General features: G+C 57.5%; 11 protein-coding genes. All 11 read left to right on the forward strand.

Translation table 11 applies throughout. The features are described 5' to 3' along the window. The first annotated feature begins 136 nt into the window (after positions 1–136). The 11 genes from FCL40_RS12830 (at position 137) to FCL40_RS12880 (ending at position 19,830) form a co-directional block, all read left to right on the forward strand. Entirely contained in the window at positions 137–913 is a 777-nt protein-coding gene (locus FCL40_RS12830) for a DUF3450 domain-containing protein (protein ID WP_136853700.1), read from the forward strand. Further along, positions 913–2,274, forward strand: coding sequence for a MotA/TolQ/ExbB proton channel family protein (locus FCL40_RS12835; RefSeq protein WP_136853701.1), 1,362 nt, complete (start codon positions 913–915; stop codon positions 2,272–2,274). The genes FCL40_RS12830 and FCL40_RS12835 overlap by 1 nt, the downstream gene beginning before the upstream one ends. A 2-nt stretch (positions 2,275–2,276) precedes the next feature. Continuing rightward, the gene (locus tag FCL40_RS12840; RefSeq protein WP_136853702.1) at positions 2,277–2,801 is read left to right on the forward strand and encodes a MotA/TolQ/ExbB proton channel family protein; all 525 of its coding nucleotides are present in this window, start codon (positions 2,277–2,279) and stop codon (positions 2,799–2,801) included. An 11-nt stretch (positions 2,802–2,812) separates the two neighbouring features. Beyond that, complete coding sequence (locus FCL40_RS12845; protein WP_136853703.1) at positions 2,813–3,217, forward strand: ExbD/TolR family protein; 405 nt, start codon at positions 2,813–2,815, stop codon at positions 3,215–3,217. A gap of 2 nt (positions 3,218–3,219) precedes the next feature. Next, a complete protein-coding gene (locus FCL40_RS12850) occupies positions 3,220–3,840 on the forward strand; it encodes an energy transducer TonB (RefSeq protein WP_136853704.1) in 621 nt (206 codons plus the stop codon). A 12-nt stretch (positions 3,841–3,852) separates the two neighbouring features. After that, entirely contained in the window at positions 3,853–5,103 is a 1,251-nt protein-coding gene (locus FCL40_RS12855; RefSeq protein ID WP_136853705.1) for a tetratricopeptide repeat protein, read from the forward strand. 70 nt (positions 5,104–5,173) lie between these two features. Next, complete coding sequence (locus FCL40_RS12860) at positions 5,174–6,985, forward strand: DUF885 domain-containing protein (RefSeq protein WP_136853706.1); 1,812 nt, start codon at positions 5,174–5,176, stop codon at positions 6,983–6,985. A 353-nt stretch (positions 6,986–7,338) separates the two neighbouring features. After that, entirely contained in the window at positions 7,339–9,846 is a 2,508-nt protein-coding gene (locus FCL40_RS12865; protein ID WP_136853707.1) for a TonB-dependent receptor plug domain-containing protein, read from the forward strand. Between the two features lie 600 nt (positions 9,847–10,446). Then, positions 10,447–13,056 (forward strand): TonB-dependent receptor, encoded by a 2,610-nt coding sequence (locus FCL40_RS12870; RefSeq protein ID WP_136853708.1) that lies wholly within the window; start codon positions 10,447–10,449, stop codon positions 13,054–13,056. Between the two features lie 717 nt (positions 13,057–13,773). Next, positions 13,774–16,404: a TonB-dependent receptor plug domain-containing protein gene (locus FCL40_RS12875; RefSeq protein ID WP_324614084.1), complete on the forward strand. Its 2,631-nt coding sequence runs from the start codon at positions 13,774–13,776 to the stop codon at positions 16,402–16,404. Positions 16,405–17,073: 669 nt separating this feature from the next. Further along, positions 17,074–19,830, forward strand: coding sequence for a TonB-dependent receptor plug domain-containing protein (locus FCL40_RS12880; RefSeq protein ID WP_229360333.1), 2,757 nt, complete (start codon positions 17,074–17,076; stop codon positions 19,828–19,830). Positions 19,831–19,848 lie beyond the last annotated feature (18 nt).

Below are 19,848 nucleotides of genomic sequence, written 5' to 3' on the forward strand. Positions count from 1 at the left end.
AGCAAAGGGAACGAGAGCAAGGGATATATAACAAATAGACCAATAATGTAGGACTGGCCCCGACAGAATGCATAGGTGTACACACCGTATAAGTGCCGCCGGGGCCGCAAACTCACAACAAGACTGGTTGGGAACTATGTCCGTGATTAGTAAAAGAACCGCACTAGCAACTGCCTTTGCTGTGGCATTGGCAGGTACCGGCGTTGCGTCCGCCGCTGATCTGGCCGGCATTCAGAAAGCCGACGAACAGATCCAGAAAGACGCCATTCAATCTCAGAAAAAGATCAATAAGCTGTACGACCAGGCTCAGGACATGCTGTACGACTACCGTCTGGTGGTTGACGAGTATGAGACCCTGAAGTCCTACAACGACTACTACGCTGGCCTGGTTGCCGACCAGGAAGCCAACATCGCTTCCCTGCAGACCCAGATCGGCGGCATCGAGAAGACCAAGCAGGGCATCATCCCCCTGACCTTCAAGATGATCGACACCATGGAGCAGTTCATCGAGCTGGATGTGCCCTTCTCCATTGAAGAGCGTCGCCAGCGCGTAGCCCGCCTCAAAGAGGTGATGGGTGACTCCAACGTCTCCACCGCAGAGAAGTACCGCCTGGTTCTGGATGCCTACCAGATCGAGAACGAGTACGGCAACAAGATGGCTGCCTACGAAGGTAAGCTGAACATCGACGGCAAAGAGCTGACCGTTGACTTCTTCCACCTGGGCCGAGTGGTATTCCTGGCTCAGTCCCTGGACCAGAAGACCGGTTGGGTATGGGACAATGGCGCCCGCACTTGGAAGGCCCTGCCTGACGAGTCCATGCGCAGCGTGGCGAACGCCATCAAGATGGCCCGTAAGCAGGCCGCCCCAGACCTGTTGAAACTGCCTGTTCAGACCGCGGAGGGAGCTGAGTAATGAAAAAGTTGATCTCTACCGCCATGGTAGCCGCTGCGCTGTCTTTCAGCGGTGCAGCCCTGGCCTCCGAGGCGCCTAAAGCCGTTTCCCTGGATCAACTGCTGAACCAGGTGAAGACCGAGCGTCAATCCGAAGCCAAGCTGAACAAGAAGCGTGAGGCCGAGTTCTCCGCCGAGCGTGCCGACAAGGCCGCCCTGCTGAAGAAGGCCAAGGCTCAGCTGGCTGCCGAAAAGCAGCGTGGTGAAGAGCTGGTACGTCGCTTCTCCGACAACGACCAGACCATCAACCAGCTGAACAAGGACCTGGAAACCGCCAAGGGTGACCTGGGTGAGATGTTCGGTGTGGTACGTCAGGTATCCAACGATACCGCCGGTCTGATCGATGCCTCCCTGATCAGCGCCCAGTACCCTGGCCGCGAAGAGCTGATGTACAAGCTGGCCCAGGCTAAAGAGCTGCCCACCATCAAGGAGCTGGAAGAGCTGTGGATCTCCCTGCAGACCGAGATGACCGAGTCTGGCAAGGTGGTGAAGTTTACCGCTCCGGTGACCGACTCCAACGGTAACGTCTCCGACCAGAGCGTGACCCGCGTGGGTCCCTTCACCCTGTTGGCCAACGGCGAATACCTGAGCTACAACGCCGAGACCGGCACCATCCTGGAGCTGCCCAAGCAGCCCGAGGGTTACAAGGTTGCCAGCGTTAAGAAGTTCCTGAACGCCGGCGCCGGTGAAACCACCGACACCTTCATCGATCCCTCCAAGGGTGCGCTGCTGCAGGTGTACACCCAGAAGGCCTCTTTGGAAGAGAAGTTCCACCAGGGTGGCACTGTCGGCTACATCATCGCCGGCCTGCTGGGCTTCGGTCTGCTGATTGCCGTCTGGAAGGTACTGACCCTGACAGCCGCTTCTGCCAAGATCCGCTCTCAGATCAAGAATGTTGACAACCCCGGCAACAACCCCCTGGGTCGCATCCTCAAGGTGTACCAGGAGAACAAGGATGTGGACGTTGAGACTCTCGAGCTGAAGATCGACGAAGCCATTCTGAAAGAAACCCCAAGCATCGAGCGTGGCGTGCCTCTGATCAAGGTACTGGCCGCTATTGCGCCCATGCTGGGTCTGCTGGGTACCGTAACCGGTATGATCAAGACCTTCGAGAACATCACCCTGTTTGGTACCGGTGATCCGAAGATCATGGCCGGTGGTATCTCCATGGCTCTGGTAACAACTGTACTGGGTCTGATCGCTGCTCTGCCCCTGATTCTGGTTCACGCCCTGGTGGCCGGTCGCGCCCGCGCCGTAGTGGACGTGCTCGAAGAGCAAAGTGCTGGAATCGTGGCTGCTCACGCTGAAACAAGGAGCAAGTGATTATGCTTTACCTGATAGAGCTCTGGGAATCTGTCAGGGACTTCATGGCAACCGGCGGTGACGTTCTCTGGCTTGTAGCAGGTGCCCTGTTCCTGATGTGGGCCCTGATGCTGGAACGTTACTTCTACCTCAGCTTCGTGTTCCCCAAGGTACGCAAGCAGGTAGTAGATAACTGGATGGCTCGGGAGGATACAACCTCCTGGCATGCCCACCGGATTCGTGAAGCATGGCTTTCCCAGGCCAAGGAACAGTTGACTGCCCGTATGGGTGTTATCAACGCTCTGGTCGCCATCTGCCCCATGCTGGGCCTGCTCGGTACCGTAACCGGTATGATTGCAGTATTCGAAGTGATGGCTGTACAGGGTACAGGTAACCCCCGTCTGATGGCAGGTGGTATCTCAATGGCAACTATCCCGACCATGTCCGGCATGGTGGCGGCCCTCTCCGGCGTATTTTTCAGCACCCGTCTGAATGCGTCCCTGAAGGTGTCTGCCGAGAAGCTCCAGGATAGTCTGTCGCACCACTAGAGAGAGATTTTATGGCACGCAAAAAGCATGCAACCCCAGCAGAGGGTGCGGAAGTCGATATGACTCCGATGCTGGACATTGTTTTCATCATGCTGATCTTCTTCATCGTGACCACGTCATTCGTGAAGGAGTCCGGCATCGATGTAAACCGTCCCAAGGCACAACAGGCGAGTAAGAAGCCATCGGCTAACATCTTTATCGCCATCAACGAGTCCGGCATCGTATACATGGAGAAGCGTGAAGTGGATATCCAGCGTGTACGTGCTAACGTTGAACGTATGCTGGCTGAATCCCCTGAAGCCTCTGTGATGATCCAGGCGGACAAAGAAGCCAAGCATGGCATCGTAGTCAAGGTGATGGACCAGGTGAAAGCCGCCGGTATCAACACCATCTCCGTAGCAGCGAAGGAAGAGTAATTATGCTGAGATCACTGTTAGCCCTAGTACTTGGCGCGGCGGTGACCTTCGCTCTGTTCTCTTTCATGGCGTTCTTGATCGACGGTGGCGCCAAGCGCGCCGCCAACAGCGTCGATCTTCCGCCGATTGAGATCGTGATGGATCGCCAGGACGCGAAGGCACAAAACCGCGACCGTCCTAAACCCAAGCCGCCCAAGCCGCCAGAGAAGCCGCCAGAGCCCATTGATCTGCAGCCAGAAACCAACGACGTTTCCGACGCTGTGTCTATCAATGTGCCCAGCGTCGATATCGGTGGTGTCAACGCAGGTATGGGTGATGTCGGTGGCGCAATGATGCGCGACGGTGACGCGACTCCTATCGTCCGGATGGAACCCAAGTGGCCCATGAAGGCTCTCCGTGAGGGCAAAGAGGGGTATGTGGTGATGAAGTTCACCATTAACGAGCTGGGTCAGCCGGAAGATATTACCGTCATCGAAGCCGAGCCTAAGCGCCTGTTCGACAAAGAAGCGAAGCGCGCACTGCGTAAGTGGAAATACAAGCCCAAGGTGGTCGATGGTAAGCCGGTGAAACAGCCTGGCATCACCGTTCGTCTTGACTTCAAACTCAACAAAGACCAAGGCTAAGGAGGAGGTACCATGCTGATGAAAAGCAAGCTGCTGCCTGCTCTGGTTATGGCGGCACTGGGTGTTGCAGCCCTGCCCCAGGCCCAGGCCGCGGAAAAGTGCGAGATTGACACCCGCAAGACCAAGGTGATGTCCGAGCGGGTAGGTAAGAAGGTACAGCGTTCCTTCGAAGCCTACTCCGAGGAGCGGATGGACGATGCGCTGGCGACCCTGCTGGAGATCAGCCCCCGGGCAGAGTTCGACCAGGCCTACGTAAACCGCTTTATCGGCAACATCTACGCCGGCATCGAGGGCAAAACCGCCGAGGCGCTGAAGTATCTGCAACTGGCCGTGGACGCCGACGTTCTGGGCGGCACCGACCAGGCCCAGGCGATGCGTCTGCTGGCTGATCTGCGCATGCAGGAGAAGCAGTACAAGAAGGCGCTGGCCGACTACGAAAAGTGGATGGCGTTCACCTGTAAGGAAGACAAAAACGTCTACCTGCGTATGGGCCAGGCTCAGTACGAGCTGAAGCAGTACAACAAGGTGATCCCTCTGGCTGACAAGGCGATTGCCCTGGAGAGCAAGCCCAACAAGAACGCCTACGTACTGAAGATGGGTTCCTACTACGAATCCAAACAGTACCCCAAGGCGGCCAAGGTTGTTGAAACCATGGTTGAGCTGTTCCCGAGTGAGAGCAAATTGTGGGTCCAGCTGGCGCAGATGTATCTGCTCAGCGAAGACTACAAGAAAGCCCTCTACACCATGGACGTAGCCTACCGTCAGGACCTGTTCGAGAAGCCGTCTCACTACAAGATGCTGGCGCAGCTGTACGCTCAGAACGAGATTCCGTACCAGTCTGCCAGGATCCAGGAGATGTACCTCTCCAAAGGCATCGTCGAGAAGGATGAGGCGTCGCTGTCGATGCTGGCCAACACCTATCACCAGGCAAAAGAGGTGAAGAAGGCGGCCAAGTACTATGGCGAAGCGGCCAAGTTGACCAACAAGGCCAAGCACTACTCCAAGCAGGCTGCACTGCTTCTGGAAGCCCAGGATTACCGGGGTGCCCAGGCGGCAGGCCGCGACGCACTGAACGCCGAAGGGCTGAAGAGCGTTGGCCAGGTGCAGATGGTGTTGGCTCAGGCCTACTTCTACGATGGCAAATACAAGCAGGCCTACGTGGCGTGTGAAGCGGCATCCAAGGATAGCAAGACAGCCAAAGCGGCGAAGAGTTGGCTCTCCTACATCAAGGACACCGCCAAGCGGAAAAACGTCCGCATCTAAACGAAAAGCCCCGCTCGCGGGGCTTTTTTCATACCGTCTCTCAAAGAATGGAATAATCAAGGAGCACTGAATGAGAGTGGCAAAACTTGCCGTGACCCTGGCCCTGGCGCTGGGCACTGTTGCCTGCGGTCCGGCACAGGCCCCCAAGGAACCAATGGCCGACGCGGCGCAGGCTCAGGTGAGCATGGAGCAGCGCTATCTGGACCTGGTTGGGCGCTACTTTGATGACCTGCTGGCCCTGGATCCCATCAGTGCCACCTTTGCCGGTCGCAGCCAGTACAACCACCTGTTTGGCAATGAGCTCACCGAGGAGTACCTCAAGGCCCGCCACGATCTGAACAGCAAGATGCTGGCCGATCTGGACAAGATCGACGCGGCCCAGCTGTCGGAACAGAACCGTGTCGGCTATGAGGTGATTCGTTACGATGTCCAGACCGCCCTGAAGGCAGAAACCTATCCGTCGCGCTGGTTGCCGCTCAATCAGTTTTACAGCAAGGTGTTTACCCTGGTGCAGCTGGGCAGCGGCGAGTCCGCCCAGCCCTTTGACACTGAGCAGGACTTCGACAACTTCATCGGCCGGATGCAGGGTTTCGCCCAGTGGGTAGACAGCGCCATCGAGCGGATGGACCAGGGGATCGAGTCCAAGGTGGTGTTGCCAAGGGTGTTGGTGGAGCGGATGATCCCCCAGATTCAGGCACAGCTGGTGCAGAGTCCCGACGACAGCATCTTTGCCCAACCCCTGCAGAACCTTCCTGAAGCACTGGGTGACGATCAGCGGGCCGCGCTTAAGGCCCGTTACCAAGACGCCATCATGACGGTGCTGATGCCCGCCCTGACCAAGCTCGAGGGCTACCTGACCCAGATTTACCTGCCCGCTTCCAGGGGCTCCCACGGTTGGTGGGGGTTGCCCAACGGCAAGGAGTGGTACCAGTTTCTGGCCAACGAGAACACCACCACCCAGATGCCGGTGGCGCAGATCCATGAGCTGGGGCTTCAGGAAGTGGCCCGGATCCTCGAGGAGATGGACAGGGTGCGTCAACAGGTCGGGTTCGAAGGGGATCTTTCGGCGTTTTTCGAGCATTTGGGGAGTGATCCCGAGTTCTTCTTCACCACCAAGCAGGACTTGGTGGATGGCTATATGGGGCTGAAGAGTCGCATCGATGCGGTATTGCCCGGGTACTTCGATGTCTCTCCCAAGGCCGATTACGTGGTGAAACCGGTGGAGCCGTTCCGTGAGCGCTCCGCCGCCGGAGCCTCCTACGAAGCGCCGTCACCGGATGGCGTTCGTCCCGGTGTGTTCTACATCAACACCTTTAACCTCAAGGCACAGCCGAAGTGGGGCATGACCACCCTCTCCCTGCACGAGGCGGCACCGGGACACCATTTCCAGATTGCCATCAAGCAGGAGTTGGAAGGGGTGCCCGAGTTCCAGCGATTTGGCGGCTACACCGCGTTCGAGGAGGGCTGGGCACTCTATGCCGAGTACCTGGGTATCGAGATGGGGCTGTTCAGTGACCCCTACCAGTACTTCGGCAAACTCTCTGACGAGATGCTTAGGGCGATGCGACTGGTGGTGGACACCGGCCTCCACGCTAAGGGCTGGAGCCGCGAGCAGGCGATTCAGTACATGCTGGACAACAGCCCGCTGGCAAAAACCGATGTCATCGCCGAGGTGGAGCGTTACATGGCCATTCCGGGACAAGCGCTCTCCTACAAGGTGGGCCAGCTGAAGATTCTGGAACTGCGTGCCTACGCCGAGAAGGAGCTGGGTGATCGGTTCGACCTCAAGGCGTTTCATAACCAGGTGTTGACCTCTGGTTCGTTGCCGATGGCGGTGCTGGAGCGGAAGATTCAACTCTGGGTTGCGTCATTGCGAGCTTGACCGATTTTTTAGCCGTGCAAGGGGGACAGGTTGTCCCCCTTTTTGATTGGGGGGTGTGATCGAGGTCACGCCGTTGGCAACTGACCAGTTAACTCTGTAAATACACAGGCGTTGATTTTGTCACTGCCTCTGGTGGTGTAACAAAGTGAAAGCTACTTGTCTGCAAACTTTATCTTAGCTAAATATTCAATCACCCGTGATTCTCCCCATAATGTGAAAATATCCTTTAACAGTGGGTTCACCTTAGCATGACACGCTTCGCATTGACCTAAATTTGGCGATTCATCACTATCCCGTTGGGAAACCCCGCAAGAGGGGCCAGAACAACGACAACCATAAGAAGGAAGATAGGGATGAATAAGCCAACCTACTTGGCTAGAGCCGTGCACCTTGGGGTGATCACCGGGGCCATGTTGCCCGCTGCCGGCATTGCTGTCGCCCAGGAGCAGTTGGACGACGTGGAACGCATTCAGGTGACCGGTTCCCGTATTCAGCGTCAGGATATGGAGACCGCCTCGCCGGTAACCGTCATCGACGCGTCCACCATCAAGGCGGAAGGTTACACCTCTGTCGATCAAGTACTGCAGTCCCAGCCCTCCATGGCCGGCGCGGCGGTGGGGTCCACCACCAACAACGGCGCTGACGGTGTGGCCCAGGTGGACCTGCGCGGCATGGGCGCTAACCGCACCCTGGTTCTGCTCAACGGCCGCCGGATGGTCAACTCCGGCTCTGGTGCCGACAGTGCCGTAGACTTGAACACCATTCCGGTGGCAATGATTCAGCGCATTGAGGTGCTGAAAGACGGGGCGTCGGCGGTGTATGGCTCCGACGCCATTGCCGGGGTGGTGAACATCATCACCAAGACCGATTTCGAGGGATTTCAGTTGGATGTCAACGGTGATATGACCGAGGAGGGGGACGGCGAGAACCTCGAGATCTCTGCGCTTTACGGCGTGTCCACCGACAAGGCCAACTACACCGCCGGCTTCTCCTACACCGACCGCAAAGAGGTGATGCAGGCGGACCGCGACTGGGTGCCGCCCGGCGCCAGCTCCTTCGTGCCTGGCGGTTCCTTGGGGGGATATGTGCCTTCCGAGGATGGTTGGAAACAGCGTGACTTCGGCTACGACTATACCGACGACAGCTACTTGCAGACTCCGAGCACCAAGTACAGCCTGTTTGCCAACACCACTCAGATGGTCAAGGATGATTTGAACTTCACTGCCGACGTGCTCTACACCCGTCGAGAGTCCAAGCAGCAGATGGCGCCTCAGCCTGCCGACGTGATGCTCGATGTCTGTGGCGAGCCCGGTGTGGAGCCAGCTCGGTGTATCAGCCTGACCGACCAGATGCTGGCCGCCGGGATGGGCGCCGATGACACCGGCCGAATCAACTACCGCCGTCGCATGGTCGAGGCGGGACCGCGTGTCTACGAGCAGGAGACCGATACCCTGAGGCTGTCGGTGGGTTTCAGCGGCTATGCGAACATCAACCAGGGGATGGATTGGGACCTGTCCTACACCTACGGCCGCAACCGGGCGGACACCTGGGTGTACAACTCCATCAACGCGGTGAAGATGGAGGAGTCCATCTACGCCAACCAGGGTGCCTGGTTCTCCGGCAAACCCATCGACATCGTCCGCCTTATCGATGATATCTCCTATCTGGAAACCAATGATGGCGGCAATGACCAGCATATCCTGGCTGGTGTGATCGGCGGAGATCTGTTCGAGGTGGACGCTGGCATGGTCTCCTTTGCCCTGGGGGCCGAGTATCGTTACGAGAGCGGCTTCTACAATCCCGACCCGGTGATTGTGGCCGGGGAGGGCACCGCCGCCCAGCAGGATCCCACCGACGGTGACTACGACGTCGTTTCCCTCTACCAGGAGGTGGCGCTCCCTGTCACCGACACCCTGAGTGCCGAGTTCGCCTTGCGTTATGACGAGTACAACACCTTCGGCGGTGCCACCACCTGGAAGGTGGGGCTGACCTGGGAGCCGTCAGACGAACTGATGTTCCGCTCGGTGGTGGCCACAGGCTTCCGCGCCCCCAATGTCAGCGAACTCTATGGCGGTAACACCGGTTCCTACGACTACCTGATCGATCCCTGGGGCAATGCCCAGGATGCGCAGATCCTGGTGAACTACACCTCTGACGAGGATCTGCAGGCGGAGGAGTCTGACTCCTTCACCCTGGGGTTGGTTTATTCGCCTGCCTTTGCCGATGGTCTCTCCTTCACCGTCGATTACTGGTCGTTCCAGATTGATAATGCCATCGCCCGCATGGATGTCCAGGCTGGTCTGGATGCCTGCTATCAAGGCAACGCCAGCGCCTGCGAGACCTTCAGCATCACCCCGGATGGCAATCTGGAGAATCTGACCAGCCCTCTGACCAACGTGGGATATCAGGATACCAGTGGCATCGATTTCAATGCCCATTACCGCTTCGAAGCGGTCGGCCTGGAGTGGGTCATCAACAACGATCTGACCTACCTGCTGGAGTTTGAGCAGGATGGCATTGACTACACCGGCTCCATAGGGGGCATGTTTGGAGGCTATGCAGAGGTGAAGAACAACTTCGCCCTGACCGTCCGTCACGACGATTTTGCCCTGCTGTACTCGGCCCGTTATATCGGCTCCATGGATGAGATCAACACCGGTGAGAAGATCGATTCCATCACCTATCACAATCTGTCCGGAACCTACTACATCAACGAGATGGTCAGCGCCACCCTGGGGGTACGCAACCTCGCCGATGAGAAGCCGCCCATGGTGCCCTATGGCAACGATGCCGGTACCGTCCCTGAGGTCTATGAGACCATCGGCCGCACCTACTTCGGCGGTCTATCGGTACGCTTCTGATCTCTCTGTCTCAAGTGATAAGGCAGCCTCCGGGCTGCTTTTTTTTGGGGGGGCCTAGCTGCAGGTAGTGGAGAGATGGTGGTGCCTGACCCGAGCCTCTTCGAGGCGAATTGTTCATCCAGGCGAACAATGCCTGGGTGGGGGAGGACTCAATGCGAGCCGAACTTGATGAGCCTCTCGTGGTGAGGGGTGGTGCGGAAGTTATCTATCTCATTTATGGGTGGAAATGAGAGTTTAAGCGACGCAAATGATCAGGGTTGTTCGACTCGTCGGTGAATACATATTCAGTGCGGGTGGAGGGCTCGGGAGAAGTTAACTGATAACGATATGTTGCAAAAATGTTTTTGGTGCTTATGGGGTTAACGAGCTCTCATTCAGTGATTACGGGCAAATTTGGGAGGTGGGTAGAGTTTGCCTCTCGTTTGGTCATCGATAAGCAACAGTGAGGTAACGGCATTTACAAAAAAGATGCATTTATTGGGTTGACACAATGTTGCAATAAAGTGCAGCATTAACGTCGAGTAGCAAGCTCGTAATCAACAAAAAATGAATAAATTGGCGCAAAGACCTACCGCTTGTGTCACTTTAGGGAGAATTATAATGACAACCCATACCACTGTTGCGAAGTCTGTTCGCCACGTGATGCTGTTGGCTGCCGGTGCCACCGCTTTTGGCGGGTTCAGCGCCTATGCCGCCGAAGAGAATGGCGATGTTGAACGCATTGAAGTGACTGGTTCCCGCATTAAGCGTGCGGACATGGAGACCGCCAGCCCGGTAACTGTTATCAGTGCCGATACCATCAAGGCTTCCGGTGCTACCACCATCGACAGCGTTCTGCAAAAGATGACCGCCACCGGCGGTGCCATGACCAACCCGGGTATCAACAACGGTTCTGGCGGTAACGCCCGAATCGACCTGCGTGGCCTGGGTGCCCAGCGTACTCTTGTTCTGCTGAACGGTCGCCGCATGATCGCCTCCGGTACCGGTGCCGCTTCCACCGTCGACCTGAATACCATCCCGGTTTCTATGGTCGAGCGCATCGAAGTACTGAAAGACGGTGCCTCTGCCGTGTATGGCAGTGACGCAGTCTCCGGCGTAGTGAACATCATCCTCAAGCAAAACTTCGAAGGTGCCGAGCTGAATGTTCAGACCGGCGTTTCCGGTGAGGGTGATGCCAATGAAACCAGTATCGATCTGACCCTGGGTGCCAGCTTCGACCGCGGCAACGTGGTTCTGGGCGTCCAGTATATGGACCGTGGTGATGCCAGTCAGGCTGATCGTGATTTCTCCGATTGCCCCATCGCCGAACGCGAAGGCGCCGATGGCAGCCTGGAACTCTACTGTGGCGGCTCCAGCTATGCCCCTGGCGGCACCATCTGGACCGAAGACGCCAAGTACAAAGGCGATCCGGATAATACCTGGCGCGCGTTCAACGACGGTGACTTTTACAACTACTCTCAGGCCAGCTACCTGTTCACCCCCATGGAGCGCCTCAACCTGACCGGTATTGGTCGCTACGAGCTGAGCGACTCCATGAGCCTGTTTACCGAGGCGACTTACTCCAAGCGTTGGTCTCAGCAGCAGATGGCTCCCCAGCCCGTATGGTTTGACTTCCAGTACGCCGACTGGATGGGCACCGACGCCGGCACTGCCAACCCCTTCATCGTCGGTGAAGATATCTCCTACGGCCGTCGTCTGACCGACGTTGGTACCCGTAACTTCTCCCAGAATGTTGACACCGTCCGCCTGGTTGTAGGCGTACAGGGTGAGCTGGAGAACGGCTGGAGCTGGGATGTGTCCTATAACTTCGGTCGCAACGACTCCGTCGACCGTCTGGCCAACCTGGTGAACATGGGCTCCATCCAGGATGACATCGAGACTCAGAACTTCAACCCGCTGAACCAAGCCTCCTGGAGCGATCTGACCAAGTACGTCTACACCGAGCAGAACTCCGGCGGCAGTGAGATGAGTGTCTTCTCTGCGTCCGTATCCGGTGACCTGTTCGAACTGCCTGCCGGCTACGTGGCCATGGCGGCTGGTTATGAGCATCGCTCCGAGGAAGCCTGGTACATCCCCGACTCCCTGACTGCACAGGGTCTGGCCAACGATCCACCGGTTGAGCCTACCGGCGGTGATTTCGACGTTGACGAGCTGTACGCTGAATTCGTGGTTCCCCTGGTATCCGACGCCTTCCTGGCCGACAGCATCGAACTGACTGCTGCGGCCCGCTATTTCGACTACAGCACCTTCGGTGACGACTCCACCTGGAAGCTGGGTCTGACCTGGCGGATGAACGACCAGCTGATGTTGCGTGGTGTGGCTTCTACCGCTTTCCGTGCTCCCACCGTGGATGAGCTGTACGGTGGTAAGTCCCCCAGCTTCGAGCAGGTGGTCTACCCCGGTGCCCAGGATCAGGCGGAAGTGACCGTTGGCGGCAACGACATGCTGACTCCGGAAGAGGCGGATACCGTGACCGCAGGCCTGGTGTATGAGCCGAGCTGGTTTGAAGGGTTCTCCCTGACCTTCGACTACTACAACATCCAGATCGATAACGCCATTGCTTCTGTGAACGAGCAGTACATTGTCGACCTGTGTCTGGCTGCTGATGGTAGCGGTACCCCGATCAATACCAGCAACCCAGTGTGTCAGTCCTCCGGCATCTTTATGGACAACTCCAAGCGGATCATCTTCGAGAACGGCTTGCAGAACATCGGTGCCGAAGAGACTTCAGGTTACGATCTGAACCTGGCGTATCAGTTTGAAGCCTTTGGTCTGGACTGGAACACCAGCCTGGATACCACTTACCTGGAGGAGTACAAGGTCACTGTTGCCGGTGAGACCACCGACTATGCCGGCCTGATTACCGGTGGTATTGGCGGCTACGCCGAGTGGAAATCCAACCTGGACGTAACCGTTGCCAGCGACAACTGGGACATCTCCTACCAGGCTCGCTATATCGACGGTATGGACAGCTCCGCCTGTCTGTCCGACCCCAGCGAGTGTTACGCGCCTAGCGTTGGTAGCGTCGTGTACCATGACCTGTCCGGTTCTTACATCTTTACCGACAAGGTGTCTCTGCGTGCTGGTGTAAACAACCTGTTTGACAAGCAGCCTCCGTACTACAGCGGTAACAACGACTCCAACACCGATCCCTACACCTACGATGTACTGGGTCGTTACTTCTTCGCCAACCTGAACGTTAAGTTCTAATCCGGCTTAGACCAGAGAAAGCGGTGGCCTTGCAGGCCACCGTTTTTTTTTGTCGATAGACCGGCTTGCGGGTCGTCGTCGTCGACAGCCGTGAGCAGCACGGTTGTGATTGTGTTGGCGTTGTCACCGGTCGTCGATAGGAGCCGGGAATAACCGATCCAATTTGCCCTGGCCAAATTCATGCACCAAGGGTGCATAGGTATGCAACAAATAAAGTAAGCGGGGTAGCGGCTTGAGGAAAGTTCAATTAAAGATGTGTGAAAAACGCGCCGAAAGTTGGCCGTTATTTGTTTAATTTATTGGGAATAAATTTTGTTGATAGAACAAAAAAGAAACGCTTGGCCCGATAGTTGTATTTAAATGTGTCTGTAGATTAGAGTTTTCTTTATCAGAATTAACAAAATGGCATCATGTTAAAGTTGCACACGACTGCGGGGTGGGGCTCTGTTGTGTCAATTTTGTCAGTTTTGGTGTTTACATTGAGGATACGGGGGTAACAATTTGGCAAAAAGTTGAGTGTGATCACTGTCATTGACACCCGGTGGCACGAAATGCAGCATCATCGCGAGGTTGGAGCAACCTTAAGATAACAAAACCCCATAAGAATTAGCGAATAGACTCGCTTTGAGTGGAGATATTATTCAAATGATGATGCAATCAGTTGTGTCACGCTCCGTGAAAGTAGCCATGCTGGGTACCCTGGCGTCCGCTGCTTTTATGAGCAATGTGGCATATGCAGAAGAAGGCGCCGATGTAGAGCGCATTGAAGTTACCGGTTCCCGTATTAAGCGCACTGACATGGAAACCGCCACACCGGTTACCGTGCTGGACGCGTCTGACATGGCGAAGCAAGGCTTCACCAACGTACAGGATGCCCTGCAGAGCCTGACTTCCACCACCGGAGCCATGACTACCCAGTCTGTCCATGGCTTTACTCCCGCGGCTTCCTCTATCAGCCTGCGCGGTGCCGGTGCCAACCGTACCCTTACCCTGATCAATGGTAAGCGCCTGAACCAGTATCCTAAGCCAGCAGGTGGTACCGACAACTTCGTTGATACTGCCAACCTGCCCATGGAAGCGGTTGCTCGCATCGAAGTACTGCAGTCCGGCGGTTCCGCCATTTATGGTGCCGATGCCGTGGGTGGTGTAATCAACATCATCCTCAAGCGCGACTTCGAAGGGGTGGCCCTGAAGTACCGCCACGGTGACACCACCGAAGGCGGCGGCGCCAATGACCGCATCGCCCTGTCCATCGGTTCCAGCTCCGAGCGTGGCAACGTGTCCACCTTCCTGGAGTTCACCGACAATGAGCAGCTGAAGGCGACCGATCGTGCCAACTTCGGCCTGGATACCGACAAGGTACCCTACAGTGACTTCTCCGCCTACAGCTCCTACGGTGCGCGCATCGCCGGTGGCCCAAGCGGCAACACCACTGCCGGCAGCCTGTCTGAGGCGGAGTGTACCGCGGGCGGTTTCCTGTGGATTCCCGAGCGCAACCTGTGTGGTTTCGACCGCTCCAAGTGGCGTGATCTGGAGCCAGAGAACCGTCGTTTCATCAGCTCCACCAACTTCACCTACGAGCTGGCCGAAGACATCAACTTCGTCGGTCGCCTGGACTTCGCCGAAGCCAAGTCCACCACCCGCATCGAGCCCATGGGCATTGCCGATTATGACGTGAACGTTAGCGGTGACCAGGTGACCCTGTCTGCCGCCGGCGGACTGAGCAAGACCTTCGCCGACAAGGCCACTGCCCTGGGCGGCGACTTCGCCGGTGCCGAAGATGGCGACTACTGGTACGTGCGTCGTCTGCACGAGTTTGGCAACCGCATGGGCGAGACTAAGACTCGCAACTACTTCTTCACCGCCGGCCTGGAAGGCGCCATCGGCTATGACTACAGCTGGGATGCGTCCATCAACTACGGCCGCACCGACGTGGACGTACTGCGCGGTGGTTACGCCACCCGTCGCGATATGTTCGACTACCTGGCTGAAGGTGACGACGGCCGCTCCCTGTTTGACCCCTTCACCAAGGAGAATGTGGCTGACCTGAGCTACACCCCCTTCGAGAAGGCCCAGTCCACCCAGAAGAACGTTCAGGCCAACCTGACCGGTCCCGCGTTCCAGCTGCCTGCCGGTGAAGCGATGTTTGCCGTGGGTGCCGAGTACACCGAGCAGGACTATGAGTCTGCCGCGGACTCCGAGACCCAGAAGGGCAACATCCTGACCACCGGTGGTTCCTCCGGCCAGGGTGAGCGCTCCTACTGGGCGACCTACGCCGAGCTGAGCCTGCCCGTGGTGGACACCCTGACAGTGGACCTGGCACTGCGTTACGACCGTTACGAAGATTTCGGTGGCAACCTGTCTCCGCAGATCGCCGTAGAGTACCGTCCCATGGACGAACTGCTGGTTCGCGGTTCCTGGAGCAAGGTGTTCCGCGCCCCAGATATGCACCGCGTCTACGGTGATCCCACCAACGGCTTTACCTCCGTCATCGACTTCAAGCGCTGTGGCGAACTGGGCGGCACTCCTGGTGAGGCCAACCCAGATGACACCATCAACGAGGTGTGTAACGAACTGCACATCGATACCACTACCGGTGCCAACAAGGATCTGGATGCCGAAGAGGGCTACACCGCCAACATCGGCGCCGTTTGGGGTGGCGACAACCTGAACATGTCCTTCGATCTGTGGGAGTGGAAGCTGGATGACATGGTGAGTGACATCTCCGCGTCCAAGGCGGCTCGTGAGTATGAAACTTACGAGAACATGATCACCCGTGACGAAGACGGCACCATCACCCACATCAACGCCACCGCACAGAACCTGGCCTACCAGAAGGTTCGCGGTATGGATCTGACCGTGGGTTACAACTGGGACCTGGCCGACCTGGGTGAGCTGAAGCTCAACGTGGGCGGTACCTACCTGCTGAAGTCTGAAGGTCAGACCGATCCAACTGCACCCATCGACGACGATCTGGAAGATGGCGGCCTGCCTCAGTACCGTGCCAACATGACTGTGGGCTGGTTCTATCAGGAGTTCGAGGCCACTCTGGCGGCTTACCACATCGCTCGCCTGCACGGCATCTACTACAACTCCTTCAAGGAGTCCGCAGAACAAGCCGGTGAATCCTTCGATGGGAAGGCTCACGAGACTGCCTCATCCACCAAGTGGAACCTGACTGGTGCCTATCACTTCAGTGACAGCTTCACCGTTAAGGCCGGTATCGTGAACCTGTTCGACAAGGGGCCAAACTTCGATCCCACCTACACCAGCTGGCCACACTACCAGCGCGGCCTGTATAACGCCCGCGGTCGTGAATGGTTCGTAGAAGGTGAAATCCAGTTCTAATGGACAGGATAGCTAGACACTGAGGTGACTAGTAAAGCAGAATGAAAAAGCCTCCCCGGTATAGGGGAGGCTTTTTGTATTCAGATTCTTGGTTCCCTGTTTGCTTATTAGTCCTCTCAGCTGAAACCTGCATAAAATCTGCAGCAGGCGGCGGTTGCCGCGTGCTCACTCCAATATCCACCCTATCTCAAAAGGTACCGTCCAGGTATTCAACACTCGAATACGCTCCGTCAATATCTGGCTTCCAGGTCGGTCGATTTTCAGCTGCGTCAGGTCGGTCTCGGATTACCAGCCCGGCCAGCGATGAAAAATTGCCCGTTCTAATTGCGGGTTAGAAGGGGGAGGGGACAGCGTCATTCGACAGGCATCCGTCGGCGCCACTTTGGGCAATCGCTGCTGAACCGGATAACCAGAGTTTGAAACCGCTCCCAGACTGGCTCAGTTTTCGCTAACAAGTTGATATTTTCGTGAGAAAATAGCGCATCACTATTAATCGAAGAACTCTGGCCATACTTGTCGCAGTCCGCGTTGTCGTGTTGCGTTTTTGTCCGGAGTCGAGTTTTTATTCGCCAATCATTGGCGAACGGAGAGTAATTACTGATGAAGCGATCAGTTCTTTCGTGGGCGATTGTCTCTGGCCTATTCGGAACCGTTGTCTCAGCCACGGTAATGAGTCGTGCCGCCGTTGCCCAGGAGGCCGAGATTGAGCGCATTACCGTACTGGGTACGCGCATTGCCAGGGAGGGGAGCGTGGCCCCCACCCCGGTGACCGTAGTCAGCGGAGAGGCCCTGAGCAACACCGGTGCGGTCAACATCGCCGAGGCGCTCAACAGGCTTCCCGCCCTGGCGAACAGCGGTGCCCTGGCCAGTTCAGGAGCCGCCATCGGCGAGGTCGGTCTCAGCGCCCTCGACCTGCGGGGCATGGGCGCCGAACGCACCCTGGTACTGGTGGATGGTAAGCGGCATGTGGCCAGCAGCATCGAAGATCCTCGCATCGACATCAACACCCTCCCCCTGGCCTGGGTCGACAGCGTGGAGATCATCACCGGCGGAGCCTCGGCGATCTATGGGGCCGATGCCGTGACCGGCGTGGTGAACTTCCGCCTGAAGCGGGACATCGATGGCCTGGCCGTCAGTGCCATCGCCGGTCGTGCCGATGATAGCGACTTTGACACCCGCAAGCTTTCCCTCGCCTACGGACGGGACCTGCAGGACGGACTGGGCAATGCCGCCATCTCCTTCGAGTATGCCGGTCAATCCAAACTGGGCGCCCTGGAGCGAGAGGCCACCCGGGACTCCTGGACAGTGATTGGCGGGACTGACACCGTCGAACGTTGGATCCAAGGCGGCTACTATGGCGTCAACAATGCCGGCGTGATCGTCGGTCCCTGGCATGGACTGAGTGACAGTTACACCTTTGCCGAGGATGGCTCCCTGGTTCAGATTGCGCCCGGTGAGGTCGTCGATGGCCTCAAGTGTGGCAGCGATTGCGACTACTACGAGAACCTTCGCCAGTGGGAGACCCTGCAACCTGAACTGGACAGCGTTACCGTCAACGTCAAGGGTCACTACAGCCTCGCCGGCGACATGGATGCCTATCTGGAGGCCAAGTGGTCCAGGACCGACGCCCGCTACGACGGGCCGCCGGCCTTCTTCCTCGGCAACTTGCAGCTGCAGAGAGACAATGCCTTTATCGGTGCCGATCTCGCCGAACTGATGGACAACAACGGCCTGGGCAGCATCATGCTTAACCGTTTCCTCGACGACCTCGGTCCCCGCGCCGAGGAGAACGAGCGCACTACCCAACGTTATGTGCTGGGGGTTGAGGGAGAGCTGGCCGAAGGCTGGATGCTGGACGCCTACGGCATCTTTGGCCAGTCGGATCTGCGCCGGGACAACGGCAACAACCTGATACTGTCCAAATTCGCCGAAGCGAGCGACGCCATCATCGTCGATGGCGAGGCAGTGTGCCGATCCGAGTCCGCCCGGGCCCAGGGATGCGTGGCGGTGAACCTGTTCGGCGATGGCGCCCTGACGTCGGAGATGGCCGATTACATCAGCACCACCTCGGTGATGAAGGCCGCGCTGCAGCAGACCATCCTGGGTGCGTCTGTGACCAACCCCTCCTGGCTGGCGCTGCCTGCGGGGTATGCCGGAGTGGCCGCAGGGGTGGAATACCGCAAAGAGAGCATGAAGACCCGTGAGGATAAGCTGGCGGCATCCGGAGACACCTTCTTCCCGGCCTATTCCAACGAAGACGCTCATTACGATGTGTCCGAGATCTATGCCGAACTGAGCCTGCCGTTGGTGGTGGACAAGCCTGGTGTGGAGCGCCTGGAGATGGATCTGGCCACACGTTACTCCAACTACTCCACTACGGGAGCTACCACCAGCTGGAAGCTGGGACTGAGCTGGGTTCCGGTCAGGGATCTCAGGGTGAGAGCCACCCTCTCCAGTGCTTTCAGGGCGCCCAACCTGAGAGAGTTCTATGGGGCCGAGAAAGACGGCTACTTCTCCATCAATGACAGCTGCAGGGCCAGCCGTCTTGCCGAGCTCACCGAGGCACAGCGGGCCATTCGCTCTGGTAACTGCGCCTCCCTGGGTGTGCCTGCCGACTTCGATTCCGACTATGACACCGTCGATCTTAAGGGCATTGAGAGCGGCAATGACAAGCTGGAGCCAGAAGAGTCCCGAAGCTTCACCGCCGGGATGGTCTATCAGCCCGATTTTATCGACTCCTTGACCATTACCCTGGATTACTGGGATATCGAGATCACCGATGCCATCTCCAAGGTTGGAGCGCAAAACATCATCGATCGCTGCCTGGATAACCCCGCCGGCACGGAAAACCAGTACTGCGATCTGCTCGGTCGTGATCCTGTGACCCACGAGCTGACCAGCCTGGTCAATACCTACACCAATGTGGCCAAGCAGCAAGCCTCCGGTGTGGATGTGGAGATTGGCTACGATACTGCACTGGGGCAGGGGGATCTGAGCACCCGGTTGATCGGTACCTACCTGATTGAGCGGAACGAGTATGCCTTCCAGGAGGATCCCTCGCTCAAGGAGGAGTTGGCCGGTACCCCGGATCATGCCAAGTGGCAGGCCAACCTGATCACCGGCTACCGTTTCCACGACTGGGATCTGCTCTGGACGCTCCGCTACATGGATGGTGTCGACGTCTACACGCCCCAATTTGAGGACAACTACACCAAACCCTATTCCACCATCATGAGCTACGGCACCTATGTGGTAAACGATCTGCTGCTGCACTACAGCTGGGACAATGGCCTCAAGCTGGGTTTCGGGGTTGACAATCTGTTTGACCGGAATCTGCCGGGTCACTCCATGGGGAATGTCGTCGGCATGGGTGGGTACGACAACGTCGGCCGCTTCTACTATCTGAGTTTCGACTACGCCCTGTAGGTGAAACGGCCGCCACCA

Origin of the sequence: Ferrimonas sediminicola, assembly GCF_005116715.1 — a bacterium.
GTDB lineage: Bacteria > Pseudomonadota > Gammaproteobacteria > Enterobacterales > Shewanellaceae > Ferrimonas > Ferrimonas sediminicola.